The organism is Pseudomonas sp. FSL W7-0098 (assembly GCF_005930585.1).
GTDB lineage: Bacteria > Pseudomonadota > Gammaproteobacteria > Pseudomonadales > Pseudomonadaceae > Aquipseudomonas > Aquipseudomonas bubulae.
In genome coordinates, this window is sequence record NZ_RXHW01000001.1 from 442,273 (window position 1) to 457,734 (window position 15,462).

At 59.6% G+C, this 15,462-nt stretch carries 12 protein-coding genes; 8 read left to right on the plus strand and 4 right to left on the minus strand.

Annotation, left to right across the window (positions count from 1 at the left end):
• Nucleotides 1-104 precede the first annotated feature (104 nt).
• Nucleotides 105-2,147 carry a c-type cytochrome gene (locus FHL07_RS01970; protein ID WP_138738021.1) on the minus strand — a complete coding sequence of 681 codons (2,043 nt, stop codon included), beginning with the start codon at nucleotides 2,145-2,147 and terminating at the stop codon, nucleotides 105-107.
• A gap of 268 nt (nucleotides 2,148-2,415) precedes the next feature.
• Between FHL07_RS01970 and tauA the strand changes: the two genes are divergently transcribed.
• Nucleotides 2,416-3,390, plus strand: coding sequence for a taurine ABC transporter substrate-binding protein (tauA, locus tag FHL07_RS01975; RefSeq protein ID WP_095023849.1), 975 nt, complete (start codon nucleotides 2,416-2,418; stop codon nucleotides 3,388-3,390).
• 144 nt (nucleotides 3,391-3,534) lie between these two features.
• Nucleotides 3,535-4,530, plus strand: coding sequence for a GlxA family transcriptional regulator (locus FHL07_RS01980; RefSeq protein ID WP_095000345.1), 996 nt, complete (start codon nucleotides 3,535-3,537; stop codon nucleotides 4,528-4,530).
• Between the two features lie 61 nt (nucleotides 4,531-4,591).
• Here the strand turns inward: FHL07_RS01980 and FHL07_RS01985 are convergent, their stop codons facing one another.
• Entirely contained in the window at nucleotides 4,592-5,833 is a 1,242-nt protein-coding gene (locus FHL07_RS01985) for an MFS transporter (protein ID WP_372241747.1), read from the minus strand.
• Between the two features lie 363 nt (nucleotides 5,834-6,196).
• Nucleotides 6,197-7,408 carry a M24 family metallopeptidase gene (locus FHL07_RS01990; RefSeq protein WP_095019995.1) on the minus strand — a complete coding sequence of 404 codons (1,212 nt, stop codon included), beginning with the start codon at nucleotides 7,406-7,408 and terminating at the stop codon, nucleotides 6,197-6,199.
• 217 nt (nucleotides 7,409-7,625) lie between these two features.
• Between FHL07_RS01990 and FHL07_RS01995 the strand changes: the two genes are divergently transcribed.
• The 5 genes from FHL07_RS01995 to FHL07_RS02020 all read left to right on the plus strand — a co-directional run bounded on the left by FHL07_RS01995 (nucleotide 7,626) and on the right by FHL07_RS02020 (nucleotide 13,566).
• Nucleotides 7,626-8,324 (plus strand): response regulator transcription factor, encoded by a 699-nt coding sequence (locus FHL07_RS01995; protein WP_095000348.1) that lies wholly within the window; start codon nucleotides 7,626-7,628, stop codon nucleotides 8,322-8,324.
• Nucleotides 8,324-9,670 (plus strand): HAMP domain-containing sensor histidine kinase, encoded by a 1,347-nt coding sequence (locus tag FHL07_RS02000; RefSeq protein ID WP_138738023.1) that lies wholly within the window; start codon nucleotides 8,324-8,326, stop codon nucleotides 9,668-9,670. Before FHL07_RS01995 ends, FHL07_RS02000 begins: the two co-directional genes overlap by 1 nt.
• A gap of 187 nt (nucleotides 9,671-9,857) precedes the next feature.
• Nucleotides 9,858-12,080: a TonB-dependent siderophore receptor gene (locus FHL07_RS02005; RefSeq protein ID WP_138738024.1), complete on the plus strand. Its 2,223-nt coding sequence runs from the start codon at nucleotides 9,858-9,860 to the stop codon at nucleotides 12,078-12,080.
• A 19-nt stretch (nucleotides 12,081-12,099) separates the two neighbouring features.
• Nucleotides 12,100-12,981 (plus strand): alpha/beta hydrolase, encoded by an 882-nt coding sequence (locus tag FHL07_RS02010; protein WP_138738025.1) that lies wholly within the window; start codon nucleotides 12,100-12,102, stop codon nucleotides 12,979-12,981.
• A 147-nt stretch (nucleotides 12,982-13,128) separates the two neighbouring features.
• The gene (locus FHL07_RS02020) at nucleotides 13,129-13,566 is read left to right on the plus strand and encodes a YqaA family protein (protein ID WP_095019999.1); all 438 of its coding nucleotides are present in this window, start codon (nucleotides 13,129-13,131) and stop codon (nucleotides 13,564-13,566) included.
• Between the two features lie 19 nt (nucleotides 13,567-13,585).
• Here the strand turns inward: FHL07_RS02020 and FHL07_RS02025 are convergent, their stop codons facing one another.
• The gene (locus tag FHL07_RS02025; RefSeq protein WP_138738026.1) at nucleotides 13,586-14,572 is read right to left on the minus strand and encodes a hypothetical protein; all 987 of its coding nucleotides are present in this window, start codon (nucleotides 14,570-14,572) and stop codon (nucleotides 13,586-13,588) included.
• Between the two features lie 480 nt (nucleotides 14,573-15,052).
• On the opposite strand from FHL07_RS02025, the gene FHL07_RS02030 reads away from it, so the two are divergent.
• Nucleotides 15,053-15,460: an ExbD/TolR family protein gene (locus tag FHL07_RS02030; protein ID WP_095000354.1), complete on the plus strand. Its 408-nt coding sequence runs from the start codon at nucleotides 15,053-15,055 to the stop codon at nucleotides 15,458-15,460.
• Nucleotides 15,461-15,462 lie beyond the last annotated feature (2 nt).

Below are 15,462 nucleotides of genomic sequence, written 5' to 3' on the forward strand. Positions count from 1 at the left end.
TTTTTGGCCCCGCGTACATTCGGTCGCGGGGCTTTTTTTTGCTTCGCTGAAGCCCGGCAAACACACAAACACGAACGCTGTTTTGAGGTAAGGAGTGCTTGCCCTTAATACCGCGCATCCACCGGTTTGCCACCCTTGGGCCAGTCCTTGGCCTTGTCGACAAAATCAGGTCGTGGTTGATGGGAGAAGTACTCAGCCACATCCACTGCCTCCTGATCCGATAATCCACCCTGCCCTAACGGGAATTTCTCGTGGAAGCCGATCGGCATATTGCGTTTCACAAACGCCGCCGCCGTGTAAGTGCGCGCCATGCCCGCGCCGATATTGAACGACTCGTTGCCCCACAACGGCGGGTACACAAAGCTGCCATCGGCCTGTTTCAGGCCCTGGCCGTCGTCACCGTGGCACACCGCACATTGCTGCGCATAGATCAGTTTGCCGTTTTCCGGATCGGGGACGATTTTCGGATCGACCTTGCCCACGCCACGGCCCGCAACCTTGTCCCCCGCTACCGTGTTCATTTTCATCCAGTCAAAATACGCCACCATCGCCTGCATATCCGGCGAGGCTACGGGCAAGGGTTGGCCATTCATCGAGCGACGGAAACAACCATTGATCCGCTCCTCCAGTGTCACTTCCTTGCCCGCCCGTGGCGCATAGCCGGGGAAGAACGCCGAGACCCCGACAAAAGGCGAGCCATCGGCCACGGTGCCTGCGTTCAAGTGGCAACTGGTGCAGTTCAGGGCATTGCCGACGTTATCCGGTAACAGCGCCTTGGTTTGCAGATGCAGGCGCATGCCGCGCACCACCTGATCGGCATTGGCGGCACTGAGCAGATTGGCCAGGCGCGGGGTGACAAAGGCGGTCTCGTCGACAGTCTCGGGGTTCAACTGCTTGCGCATCTTCGCGACTTGCCCTGGCTTGATCGCTGGAGCCGCGTTGCCCCAGCTGCTGCGCACAAAGCTGAGGATCTCGGCAATTTCATCATCGCCCAGCCGGGCGAAGTCAGGCATGGTGTACACCCGCGGGTGCGTTGCTGTTTGCGGGGTTTTCCAGCCGGTCAGGGTGATATGCAAGAGTGTCGTCGGGTTGGCCGCGACGATCCCCGGGTTGCCGTTCAACGGCGGGAACATGCCTTTGACCCCGCCGCCATCCGGGCGATGGCAATCAGCGCAGAACTGCGTGTAACCCAACCCGCCACGGCTGCTGTACAGCGTATCCGGTGCCTTGGCGGGTGTGATCGCCACGGCTGGCATCGGTAAATCATCCTTGCCTGCAGGTAGCGATTTCAAATAGCTGGCGATGGCAGTCAAGTCTGCATCGGTAAAGTGCTGGGTACTGTGGTGGATCACATCAGCCATATTGCCCGACACCGTAGCAAAACGGTTTTGTCCGGTCTTGAGCAACTGCACGGTGTCCTCCACCGTCCACAGGTTGCGCAGGCTCAAGGCGCGCCAGTGCTCGACGGTTTCCCCCGCCAGATAGTGCTTGCCGGCACTGCCGTCATCGCTCATGGCCTTTTCCTGAAAGGCGATACCACGCGGCGTATGGCACGAGCCGCAATGCCCCAGGCCCTGCACCAGATAGGCGCCACGGTTCAGTTCGACGCTTTTGTCCGGGTCGGGGACAAACGGCTGATTGTCGACAAACGCCCAGTTCCACAGCGCCAGCCCCCAACGCTGGTTGAACGGGAAGCCCATATCGGCCTCAAGATTGGCCATTTTTACCGGGGCCACGTCGTGCATCAGGTAGGCATACAGGGCGCGCATATCGTCTTCGCTCATCTTCGCGTAAGACGGATACGGCATCGCCGGATAGAGGTTTTTCCCCGCAGGCGTCACACCCTGGCGCATGGCCTTGTCGAACTGTTCAAAGCTGTACTGGCCGATACCTGTCTCGGGATCCGGGGTGATATTGCTCGAGTAAATCGTGCCCATTGGCGTTTTCAGCTCGAGCCCGCCCGCCATCTCGGCCCCGCCCATGGCGGTATGGCAGGCAATGCAGTCACCGAGCCGGGCCACATAGTGGCCGCGTTCAATCAGGTTTTTCTCGGGGTTGGCTGCCGGGGTCGGCTCGCTGGCCTGCACCTCAAGGGTACACAGCAACGTCAGGCCGGCTAATGCCAGACGTGGAAAGGTAGAAAGCATCGCGTTATTCCTTTAAGGCGTCGATCTGGGGTGGTCCCCTCGAAACGGGCCGTGCTGGTTTTGTTATGGACTCCTCACAGGACGCTTGTACCGGCTTTTACCGCCACGACGTTTGACCCGGATCATGCACGCCGCAACCAGGGTGTGTGGCCGGGCGCTCTAAGCAAGTTCCAAAACGGTATTTTCCCCTTTGATTTAAAGCACTTAGATTCGCTGCACCGGACCGCCGGACAGCCCCTTCTTATCTTCTTACAACAAGGTCCAAGCCATGTCCGTGCGCACACTCCTGATTGCTCTTTCCCTCGCAGGCCTCAGCTTCGGCGCGCAGGCAGCTGATTTGACCATCGGCTATATCACCGGCATCGACCCCACCAAACTGGCCCAGGCCGAGGGCAGTTACGACAAAGCCATCGGTGAAAAGATTGACTGGCGCCGCTTTGATTCGGGTCCGGCGGTGGTGTCGGCCCTGGCCTCCGGGGACCTGCAGATCGGCAATCTGGGCTCAAGCCCGCTGGCTGCCGCGGCCTCGCGCAATGTGCCGCTGGTGACTTTTATCGTCACCGCGCAGATCAAGGGTTCCGAAGCTCTGGTGGTGCGTGACGGCAGCGGTATCAACGGCCCGCAGGACCTGATCGGCAAGACCATCGCCACGCCCTTTGTTTCGACGTCGCACTACAGCCTGCTGGGCGCGCTGAAACACTGGAACCTGACCCCGCAGCAGGTCAAGGTGGTCAACCTCAGCCCTGCGCAAATCACCGCAGCCTGGAAGCGTGGCGATATCGACGGCGCGTTCACCTGGTCGCCTGCCCTGGGGGAAATTCGCAAGACCGGGAAAATCCTCACCGACGCCGGCCAGGTCAGCGAATGGGGCGCACCGACTTTTGAAGTCTGGGTCGCACGCAAGGATTTCGCGGATAAACATCCGGAAATCGTCGCTAAATTCGCCAAAGTCAGCCTCGATGCCATCGCCGACTACAACGCCCACCAGACCGCCTGGACTACCGATTCGCCGCAGGTGCAGACAATCGCCCGACTGACCGGCGCCAGCCCCGAAGACATCCCCGAGTTGCTGCACGGCGCGCACTTCCCTTCGGCAGCCGAGCAAAAGTCGGCGCAGTTGCTGGGGGGTGGCACGGCCAAAGATATCGCCGGGACGGCCCTGTTCCTCAAGGAGCAGGGCAAGATCGAAACCGTTCTGCCCGACTATTCAGCCTTTGTCAGCGATAAATTTTTGCCGCAATAACAAGCTGTTAGCCACTGGCACAACAAATGCTTCGTTACGCCCTACAACACAGTGCCTTGCACCGCCGGCTCCGCTCTGGCGCTGCAACAACCTGGGTGAACCCCGACGCCAGACGCGTCCCGGATCATAATAAGGAGCGTAAGGATGGCAACGCCTGTTACAGCGTCACCGATAAATATGCCTGCCGTGAAGACCGTGGGCTTTCTGGTGATACCAAACTTCACCACCATCGGTTTTGCCTCGGCCATCGAAACCTTGCGCATGGCCAATATGGCAGCGCGTTGTGAAATGTTTCGCAGCGTTATCATTGCCCCCACCCTTGATCCGGTCATGGCCAGCAACGGCATGCGTATCCTGCCCGACTATGTGATCGGCGATGCACCAAAACTGGACATTTTGCTGGTGGTGGGTTCAAACCCGATCGTCTCCCACCTCAGCAGCCGCCCGGTGCTCAACTGGCTGCGCAAACTGGCCCACGAACAAGTGGCGCTGGGCGGGATCTGCACCGGCAGCTACTGGCTGGCCCGCGCCGGGCTGCTCAAGGGTTATCGCTGCACCATCCACTGGGAAGATATCGAAACCCTCAAGGACCATTTCCCGGGGATCATTATTTCCAATCAGTTATTCGAACTGGATCGCGACCGCTATACCTGCTCGGGTGGCGTGGCGTCGATGGACATGACCTTGCAATTGATTGCCCGCGAACCGGGTGGCCGCGAGATTGCGGCCCACGCTGCCGAGTTGCTGCTGTGTGACCGAGCCCGCGGGCCGCAAGAGCAACAGCGCGTACCGCTGCGCCAGAAGCTGGGTACATCGCAGCCCAAACTGAGTCAGGTGGTGGCAATCATGGAGGCCAATCTGGAAGAGCCGGTCAGCCTGGAAGACCTGGCGCGGTTGAACGAAGTGTCGGTACGTCAGCTAGAACGCCTGTTCCACAAACACCTGCAACGCACACCCAGCCAGTACTACCTGGAGTTACGCCTGGCCAGGGCCCGGAGCCTGTTGCTGCGCAGCGAATCACAAGTGCGGGATATCGCCCTGGCCTGTGGCTTTGTCTCGGCGGCGCATTTTTCCAAGTGCTATAGCCGCCTGTTTGGTGTATCGCCCATTGGTGAGCGCAAGCAGGTGGCGTTGCACTAAAACATCACCCGTAGCAGCTGCCGAGCGGAGCGAGGCTGCTACGGAGGTGGGAGGCGGCAGGTTAATCCTGCAACGCCTTGTGCGCGGTCTCGCGGCTGGCCAGCATCGCCACCAGTGCCACTGCCGCGGCGGCCAGCAGGTACCAGGCCGGAGCCATTTTGTTGCCGGTCATCTGAATCAGCCAGGTGGCAATAAACGGCGCAGTCCCGCCAAACACGGCGTTGGCCACGTTAAAGCTGAAGGCAAAACCGCTGAAGCGCACCCGGGTCGGGAAGATCTCGGCCAGAAAGCACGGCAAGGTGCCGTCGTTCATTGCCAGGATGGCACCGAAGGCAATCTGGATCATCAGAATCACCAGCAGTGACGGGTTGCCCAGCATCCCGAACAGCGGAAAGGTCAGCAGCAGGAACATCACCGAGGCACTGACCAGCATGGTCTTGCGGCCATAACGGTCAGACAGCTTGCCCATCAAAAAAATCAGACCGATATAGGTCGCCAGCGACACCGTGGAAGCGATAAAGGAATCACTCTCGCTCATGCCCATTTCCGTCGACAGGTAGGTCGGCATGTAACTGAGCAACAGGTAGAAGGCCACCGCATTCAGACAGGTCACGCCAATCCCGATCAACACTGGTCGACGATGCACCGTGAGCAACTCGCGAACCGGGGCATGGGTCGCACACTCCTTGGCTTCCAGACGCTTTTCCATCTCAAGGAACTTGGGTGAGTCCTGCAAATGGACACGGATATAGCGCCCCACCAGGCCAAAGGGTGCTGCCAGCAGAAACGGCAGGCGCCAGCCCCAGTCGTGCAGGTTTTCAACCGTCATCAAGGCATGCATGCCCGCGACAAATACCGCGCCAAACAACAGGCCGGCCGCCGTGCTCGCCGGTACGATGCTGGTATAAAAACCGCGCTTGCCCTCAGGTGCATACTCGGCCAGAAACGCCGAAGCGCCCGCGTATTCCCCTGAGGCCGAAAAGCCCTGCACCAGACGAATCAACAACAGCAACACCGGTGCCCAGAGGCCGATCTGGTTATAGGTGGGCAGCATGCCGATGCAAAAAGTCGCCACGGTCATGATCAGGATCGACCAGGACAAGGCGCTGCGCCGCCCGTACTTGTCGCCAAAATGCCCCCAGACCAGACCACCGAACGGGCGCACGATAAACGACAGGGCGAACACCGCGAAAGTGGCCAGCAGCCCGGTGGTGGTATCGGTTTGCGGGAAGAACGTCAGGGCGATGACCGTCGCCAGGTAACCATAGGCAGCGTAGTCAAACCACTCGACAAAGTTGCCCATAAAGCTGGCCGTGGCGGCACGGCGCAATGCCTTGCGCTCACTGAGGCGCTCGACCTGCTGTTCGGGGGTCAGGGGCAATGCGATAGTTGCGCTGGGGATACTCATTGAGCACCTCCTGAGAAAGAGATGCGTGATGGAAAAATGGCAAGCAACGTCGCGACATGGGACATGACAGATACCCTCATTGTGTTCTTTTTGGCAGGGGTAAACAGGTCAGAAAACGCTGCGCAATCTGTGTGCGCATACGTTGGTATCGAGCTCGGAGTGGGAGCGAGCCTGCTCGCGAAGGTATCACCCCGGATTGACGAGGCGCCGCGGTGATACCTTCGCGGGCAGGCCCGCTCCCACAATGCCGCGCAATGACTATTTTTTGATGATGTTGTGCTGCGGGCCATACGGGAAGTGGGTGATGTTCTCGCCGCCCTTTTCGTTGACAATCAGGATATCGTGCTCGCGATACCCACCTGCTCCCGGACGACCTTCAGGGATCATGATCATTGGCTCGATCGACACCACCATGCCCGGCTCCAGCACCGTGTCGATATCTTCACGCAACTCCAGCCCGGCCTCGCGGCCATAGTAATGACTGAGGGTGCCAAAGGAGTGACCATACCCGAAGGTGCGGTATTGCAGCAGGTCGTGTTCCATGAAAATTTCATTGAGCTGCAGAGCAATGTCCGAACACTTCATGCCGGGCCTGATCAGCTTCAGGCCGGCCTCGTGTACCTTGACGTTGACCTCCCACAGGCGCAGGTGCTCGTCGGAGCAATGGTCCAGAAACAGGGTGCGTTCCAGCGCCGTGTAGTAACCGGCAATCATCGGAAAGCAGTTGAGGCTGAGGATATCGCCCTTGTTCACCTTGCGGCTGGTGACCGGGTTATGGGCGCCGTCGGTGTTGATCCCCGACTGGAACCAGGTCCAGGTATCCATCAACTCCGAATCGGGAAAGGTACGGGCAATTTCACGCACCATCGCCTGGGTGGCATGCAGCGCCACTTCATATTCCGGCACCTGATCGCGCAAGGCCTCGACGATGGCCGCGCCACCAATATCGGCAATCCGTGCGCCGTGGCGAATGATGGCGTGTTCTTCCGCCGACTTGATCATGCGCATACGCATGCACGGCGCGGCGATGTCCACCAGCTCGGCCTGGGGATAGCGGCTGGCGAGCTTGTCGCGATTGAGCAGGTTCATGTGATCGAACTCGATACCGATGCGCCCCGCCTTGGGCAGCGCCTGCTGGATCGCCACAAAGTAGTTGTCGCGCTGCCAGTCGGTATACACGATGTTGTCGGTGCCCATGGTCCGGCGCCACGGCTGCCCGCCGTCAATATTGGCGCTGATGGTCACCGCGCTGTCCTGGGTCACCACCAGCGCGTAGTTGCGGCCAAATGAGCAATACAGGAAATCGCTGTAGTAGTTGAGGTTGTGGTACGAGGTGAACACAGCAGCATCGATGTTGTTCTGCGCCATATAGGCCCGCAGTTTTCCCTGGCGGTTGGCGTACTCCTGGGCCGAGAACGTCGGAGTGACCTTTTCGCCGTTCTTTATCTGGATGGTTTTCGGCATTTGCATGGCATATGTCCCTGTCATTGATCGAGCGTCAGGAGCCGCCGGCAGGCGGGTCGTTGAGGAACATTCGAACAGATACAGGCACGGCTTTTTTGCGCGAATCCGACCTGTAGTTGATCAGATCCGCTGTGCAATCTTGCCCTCTATCCTTGATAGCATTTGCGCAGCATGGCCAATGATGGGATATTCGCAAATGTGAAATATTCTCATTAGAACCCCTATGCACACATCCCCCCGGCTACTTCTGGTAGAAGACGACTTCAGGCTGCGCCACGATCTGGAGCGACATCTGCTGCAACGCGGCTTTGCCGTGACATCCTGCATCGACGGCATCCAGGGCCTGAGCGCTTTGCAGTCGCAGTGTTTCGACCTGGTGCTGCTCGATATCATGCTGCCCGGCATGGACGGTCTGGCGCTGCTGGAAGCCCTGCGCCTGCAACAAAACGTCCCGGTGATGCTGATGTCGGCCTTGGGCAACGAGCAAGACCGAATCACCGGGTTTACCCGAGGTGCCGACGACTATCTGCCCAAACCCTTCAGCCTCGCCGAGCTGGACGCCCGCACCGATGCCCTGCTGCGGCGCATGGCCATGTTCCAGCGCCCGCCGGGGCTGCCGCACCACCCGCGGCTGAGCTTTGATGAAGAGGCTCTGGACGTGGTGCACAACGGCCAGAGTGCAGGCCTGACCCACTCCGAATTCCGCCTGCTGAGCATCCTGCACGAACATGATGGCGAGGCCTTGAGCAAGGCGTTTCTCTACCAGCAGGTGCTTCACCGCGTCTACACCCGGCTGGACCGCGGCCTGGATGTGCATGTGTGCAATGTGCGGCGCAAGCTGGCGGCCATTGGCGTGCGGCATGTGCAGATCCAGGCCGTGCGTGGCCAGGGTTATATCCTGGTCAGCATGGATAACCCCTGATGCGCCGCCATCCCTTGCTATGGAAACTGGCCCTGCTGCAAATCGCTTTCTGCCTGCTGCTGACCTGGATCATCTGGATCTGGGGAGTGTCGGCCGAACGTCGCACCTATTTTCTTTCGGCCGCCGACCAGCAGTACCTGGCCGACTACGCACAGCAGGCTGAAGGCATCTGGCACAACCAGGGCCCGGCCGGGCTGGCACGTTTTAGCGAAGAGCTGATGGCGAGGGAGGACACTTGGGTAACGGTACTGGGGCCAAACCTGCAAAGCCTGAGCAATACCCCTCTCACCGCCCACAACTATCGCCAGTTGACCTTTATGCGCCAACTGAACTGGCCCATGAGCCGACGTCTGCAGGACGAGCTGCCCTATGTCAGCATCCCCTTTCCCGGGCAGCCGCAACAAGGCCAGCTGGTGATCCAGCTTCCCGAGCGGTTGCTGCCCGGAGGCCTGACACCCTGGACCCATGTGCTCAGTCACGGCGTGATGCCAACGCTGCTGGCCGCGCTCCTCGGGCTGCTGATCTACCGCCACCTGGTGCTGCCACTCAACCGTTTGCGTGACCGCGCCGACGCCTTGCGTGCCGATGACCTGGACAGTGAAGCACCGCTGCCGCTGATCAAACGCAGGGATGAACTGGGGGAACTGGCCCAGGCCTTCGAACACATGGCCAGCCGCCTGCGCCAGAGCCTCAACCAGCAACGCCTGTTATTGCGCACCCTGTCCCATGAACTGCGTACCCCCCTGGCACGATTGCGCATCGCCCACGACAGCCATTTACCGGCTGAGCACATGCGCCAGCGACTCGATCGCGAGATCGACGATATGCAGCGCCTGCTGGAAGACACCCTCAACCTCGCCTGGATGGACACCGAGCGCCCGCAACTGGCAAGCGAGCCGGTGCTGGTACTGTCCGTATGGGAAGCCCTGTGTGAAGACGCCTGCTTTGAAAGCGGTTGGCCGGTCGAGCGACTGCCCTGTCTGCTGGGCGAAGACTGTTACGTGCAAGTGCATCTCGACAGCCTGGCCCAGGCCCTGGAAAACCTGCTGCGCAATGCAATACGTTATTCACCGCCTGCAGGCAAAGTGACTTTGAGCGGCTGGCGTGAAGGTGATACCTGGCACCTGTGCCTGAGCGACCAAGGCCCCGGCGTCGATCCGCAGGACCTGGCCAGCCTGTTCGTGCCCTACCAGCGCCTGAAGGGTTCGATAGGCGAAGGCTTCGGCCTGGGCCTGGCCATCGCCCAACGTGCCATTGAACTGCAACAGGGCCGGTTGTGGGCCAGCAATGGCCAGCCGGGGCTGTGCATGCATGTGCTGTTGCCGGTGGCGCGTCCCCCTGATTGAAACAGAAAACCCTGTGGGCTTGCCCGCGATGCCGCCAACTCGGTTCAACAGACAAACAGCGGCGATCCCATCGCGGGCAAGCCCGCTCCCACAGTGAAGTGTTTAGAAAGTTAATGCGCTTTACTCTCAATTAGCAGTAATTATCATTCGTGATCTTCCTGTATCAGGCTGTCCCGGAGATCACCCGATGTTGCAACATGCGCTGCGCCCTATCGCTCCCTTCGTTCTGTCCGGCTGCTGCTTGCTGGCCAGCTCCGTGCATGCCGCTGCCGCGCTGGAGCTGGAAAACACCAACGTGGTTGCCACCGCCCTGGAAGAAACCAAACAGGCACCCGGGGTCTCGGTGATCACCGCAGAGGACATCAAGAAACGCCCACCGTCCAACGATCTGTCGCAGATCATCCGCACCATGCCCGGGGTCAATCTCACGGGCAACTCCACCAGCGGCCAGCGCGGCAACAACCGTCAGATCGACATCCGCGGCATGGGCCCGGAAAACACCCTGATCCTGGTCGACGGCAAACCGGTCAACAGCCGCAATTCGGTGCGCTACGGCTGGCGCGGCGAGCGTGACAGCCGTGGCGATACCAACTGGGTACCTGCCGATCAGGTAGAGAGCATCGAAGTGCTGCGCGGTCCGGCCGCCGCCCTCTACGGCAACGGCGCGGCTGGCGGCGTGGTGAATATCATCACCAAGCAGGCCGGGGCCGAAACCCACGGCGACGTCACGGTCTATTCCAACTTCCCGACCCACAAGGACGAAGGCGCCAGCAAACGCGTGAGTTTCGGCCTCAACGGCCCGCTCACCGACAACCTGAGCTATCGCGTATACGGCAATATCGCCAAGACCGACCCCGATGACTGGGACATCAACTCAGGCCATGAATCAGAGCGCACCGGCAATCAGGCCGGCACCCTGCCCGCTGGCCGCGAAGGCGTGCGCAACAAGGATGTCAACGGCCTGCTCAGCTGGCGCATGACCCCGCAGCAGACCCTCGACTTCGAGGCTGGTTACAGCCGTCAGGGCAACCTCTATACCGGCGATACGCAAAACACCAACAGCAACGCCTACGTCAAAAGCCTGCTGGGCCACGAGACCAACCGTACCTACCGCGAAACCTATGCCCTGACCCACCGTGGTGAATGGGACTTTGGTAACAGCATGGCCTACCTGCAATACGAAAAAACCCGCAATACGCGGATCAACGAAGGCCTGGCAGGCGGCACCGAAGGCATTTTCAGCAGTGGTGATTTCTATACTGCGGTATTGCGCGACCTGACCGCCCACGGCGAGGTCAATCTGCCGCTGCACGCAGGTTTCGACCAGACCCTGACCCTGGGCAGCGAATGGACCCAGCAAAAACTCGACGACCCCAGCGCCAATACCCAGTCCACCAGCGAAGGCGGTTCGGTCAGCGGCCTGAGCAGCAGCAATCGCAGCACCACCTCCTCGGCGCAGATTTTCTCGTTGTTTGCCGCCGACAATATCGAGCTGCTACCCGGCACCATGCTCACCCCCGGCCTGCGTCTGGACCACCACAGCGTGGTCGGCAACAACTGGAGCCCGTCGCTTAACCTGTCCCATGCCCTGACCGAAACAGTCACCCTCAAGGCCGGCATCGCCCGCGCCTATAAAGCGCCTAACCTGTACCAGCTCAACCCCGATTACCTGCTCTACAGCCGCGGCCAGGGTTGCTATGGCCAGAGCACCAGTTGCTACCTGCAAGGCAACGCCGACCTGAAAGCCGAAACCAGCGTCAACAAGGAACTGGGCATCGAGTACAAGGAAAACGGCGTCGTCGCGGGCCTGACTTACTTTCGCAACGATTACAAAAACAAGATCGAATCCGGCATGAGCCCCATCGGCAATGCCGTGGGCGGAACAGGCACCTATGCCAATGCCGCGATCTACCAGTGGGAAAACGTACCCAAGGCACTGGTCGAAGGCCTTGAAGGCACCCTTACCCTGCCCCTGGCGCCGCAACTGACCTGGACCAACAACTTCACCTATATGCTGCAATCGAAAAACAAGCAGACCGGTGACGCCCTGTCTGTCACCCCGCGCTACACCCTTAACTCCATGCTGGACTGGCAGGCAACCGATGACCTGTCGCTGCAAGCGAGCGTGGCCTGGTACGGCAAACAGACACCGAAAAAAGTCGACTACCACGGCGACCGCGTCACCGGCACCGCCAACAACCAGCTTTCGCCTTATGCCATTGCCGGCATCAGCGGCACCTACGCCATTACCGCCAACCTGAGCCTGACCACGGGTATCGATAACCTGTTCGACAAGCGCCTGTTCCGTGAGGGCAACGCCCAGGGTGTGACCAATATCGCCGGGGCCGGGGCGGCGACTTACAACGAGCCGGGGCGTACGCTCTACACCAGCCTGACCGCGTCGTTTTAAAGCATATCGAGATCGCCTGATGAGAAACCTGACCCTGCCATTGACGCTGCTGCTTGCCCTGGCCCTCCCCGGGCAAGCCGCCCAGGCCCGGCCCGCGCCTGACCAGCTGATGGACACCCGCCTGCTGCAGCGCACAGATATGGACTACCGCTTCAGCCGTTTGCTGATCGACTCCGCCGATGGCCAGCGCCATTATCAGCTATGGATCGGTCGACCCAATGCCGCGCCGCCGAAAAACGGTTTCCCGGTGCTGTGGATGCTCGACGGCAATGCCGCCATCGGCGCACTGGATGCCGACCTGCTGCGGGATCTTGCCCATGGCAAGGCACCATTACTGGTCGCCATCGGCTACCAGACACCACTGCGCATCGAGCGCACTGCCCGCACTTACGACTACACCCCGAACAGGCCTGGCCTGACCGCGCAAACCGACCCGCTGAGCGGGCTGCCCAGTGGCGGTGCGGATGTCTTCCTGGACCTGTTGCGCGAGCGCATGCGCCCGGCGGTGGCGGCCAAGGCACCGATCAACCTGCAGGAGCAAATCTTATGGGGCCATTCCTATGGCGGCCTGCTGGTGCTGCACGCCCTGCTCACCCGCCCCGGAGAATTTGCCCGTTACGCAGCGGCCAGCCCGTCGCTGTGGTGGGCCGACATCCACCCCGGCGCGGACTTCAAGCAACGCATGAACGGGCACAAGGCCGATTTGCTGTTGATGCGCGGCACGGCCGAACCCGCTAACCCGCGCGGCCCGAGCGACGGCGAGCCAGACAGACTGATCCGCCAACTGGCGGGTGAACTGAGTGATATCCCGGGACTGGCGGTTGACTATCAGACATTCGACGGCATGAGCCACGGCGAAACCCTGCCGGCTTCGCTGCGGCGGGTATTGCAAAACTTGTAGCCGCTGCCAGCCCAGTCAACTTTTGCGGGAGCGGGCTTGCTCGCGATGGCAGCGCCTCGGTTGGTCTGGCAGACTGCAGCGCCTGTATCGCGAGCAAGCCCGCTCCCACAAGGTATGCGGCGGTGTCCATCTCTCCTGGAAGTTTACGTGTTTGAATTAACCAGCTATCTGGGTCTGTTCCTCGCCGCCTTTGGCGCAGCATCGCTGCTGCCCATGCAGTCGGAAGCCGTGTTGGTCGGCATGCTGCTGTCAGGCAAATATGCAGCCCTGACCCTGCTGGCTGTCGCCACCCTGGGCAATGTGCTGGGCTCGGTACTGAATTGGCTGTTGGGCCGCTCGGTGGAACGCTTTCGGCACAAGCGCTGGTTTCCGCTCAGCGAGCAAAAGCTCGACAGGGCCCAGCAGTTCTATCTGCGTTACGGGCGCTGGTCACTGCTGCTGAGTTGGATGCCGATTATCGGCGATCCGCTGACCATGATCGCCGGGGTCATGCGCGAACCGCTGTGGAGTTTCGTGCTGATCGTCACCCTGGCCAAAGGTACCCGGTACCTGCTACTGACCGCGGCAACCCTGGGCTGGTCCTAGACAACCAGCCTGCGGGGTGTCAAACCGGCTCTGCGGCGATGCGGTTTTCCATGGCCGGAGGGTATTCAGGCAGCCAGGACAGTGGCATCAGCTGATTGTACTTTTGAAAGAACGAGGACTGGATCCGCCCGCGAATCGGCTCAAGCTGCTCAATCAGCTGCGTCAGTGCCTGCTGTTGCAAAGCCAGGTTCACTTCATCCTCGGCCGTATTGCTGTCGGGCAGTGCCAGCGACTGCAACACAATACTGTCACTGAAGTAAGCCGGCACCCGCCGACCATTACGGTGCAGCTGGTTTTCGGCGCGATAGCATTGCACAAGCCCCGCCATGACCATTTCGGCCTTGTTCAGGCCACTGGCCAGGCGCGGTTTCAGATTGCGTTTTTCGTCCAGAACTGACTGATACCTCACCAGTTGCTCATTGCAGGCCAACACATCGGACTCCAGCTGTTCAAGGAACTCATGCTTGAGTGCCATCAGTTCGTTGCGTACATCTGCAATTTCGTCCTGGTACACACCCAGTGCTTCGTTGCGACGCTTCTGCTGTTTGCCATACCCGGCGTGATTTTGCGCACGCAAGGCGCACAATTCAGCCTCGCGCTCCCGTGCGCGGTATTCCAGACGTTGCAGGCGTACGGCGTAATTGTTCAGCAGGTCCTGTGCCGCCCGCTCGAACGCCTGATCAAATTCGCCGCAACGTTTTACCGTGCCAACAATATCCAGCGCTGTCAGGCGGGTTTGCACCAGGGCAATGCGCGCCTCGGCCCAGGCCAGCACCTTGTGCCGTTCTGACTCAAGGGTCGTGCGGATCTGTTCTACAATGGCCGTCAGCCGGGTGGCTTCCACAGGGGGATAGCCTTGCTCGCCATGGCGCCGGGCTTGCTCGACGATATTCAGCTCACGCTTGAGGCTTTCAAATTCAAGCGGTACCAGAAAAGGGTTATCCACGTGAGCACGGCTGCGCTCAGCCTGCCCCAAAATATTCAACAGCTTTTTGAATAACTGCATGGCGTTCGCTCCGCTAAACCCTTGATCTCAACAGCCGGCACTTCAGATTAATATCATCATGCCAATGCCTTTGCATAACAACAATAGATTAGTAGCACTTTGACATCTGCACAGCCAAAACCGTGGAAAAACAGCGTTATGGCGAATGATTCCTGATGCCAAATCTATAAGCTGACAGGCCTGTCAAGTTTATAAAAATTTATCCTGGCCACCCTGCAACGAAATACTATTTCAAGCAAATGCCTGCAAAATCCTGAAAAGACGGCACTTTTAACCACAAAAATCAGTTTAGTTTCGATATTAAAAAAAACAAAAAAATACACAAAATCTGAAATCAAAATGAAACAGCCCCCCTCTACCTTTGCAACCTGTCACTTGAGACAGGTTCTGGGCATTTCTTCTGCGTCCTGGCAAACCGCAAGTGAAAACCTGAACGGATGTTCAGCTTTTTGATCCCCTCTGTGGATTGGAGTACACGCAATGCGAAGCTGGGAAGAACCCAAGAAAAAGCGTCTGCATATCGAAATCATCCCGATGATCGACGTGATGATGTTCCTGCTGGTGTTTTTTGTATTGATCAGTCTCAACGTGATACCCGCACTCGGCATCAAGACCCAGTTGCCAGGTGCCGCTCATGCGCAGCAGCTCAAGCCGCAAAACAAGGCGGTCATCACCCTGGGCCTGGACGAGCGCCTGCAACTGGATGGCAAGGATCTGAACCAGAGCGATCTGGTGGCTCAACTCAAGGCCATGGAAAACCCTGACGAAAAAATGGTGATCATCCTCAACAGCGATGCAGGTGTTGAGGTGGCGCGTCTGGTCAGCGTGATGGATGTGCTCAAGGGCAGCGGCTTCTCGTCTGTCTCCATTGCGACGCGGAAGCTGTAGGC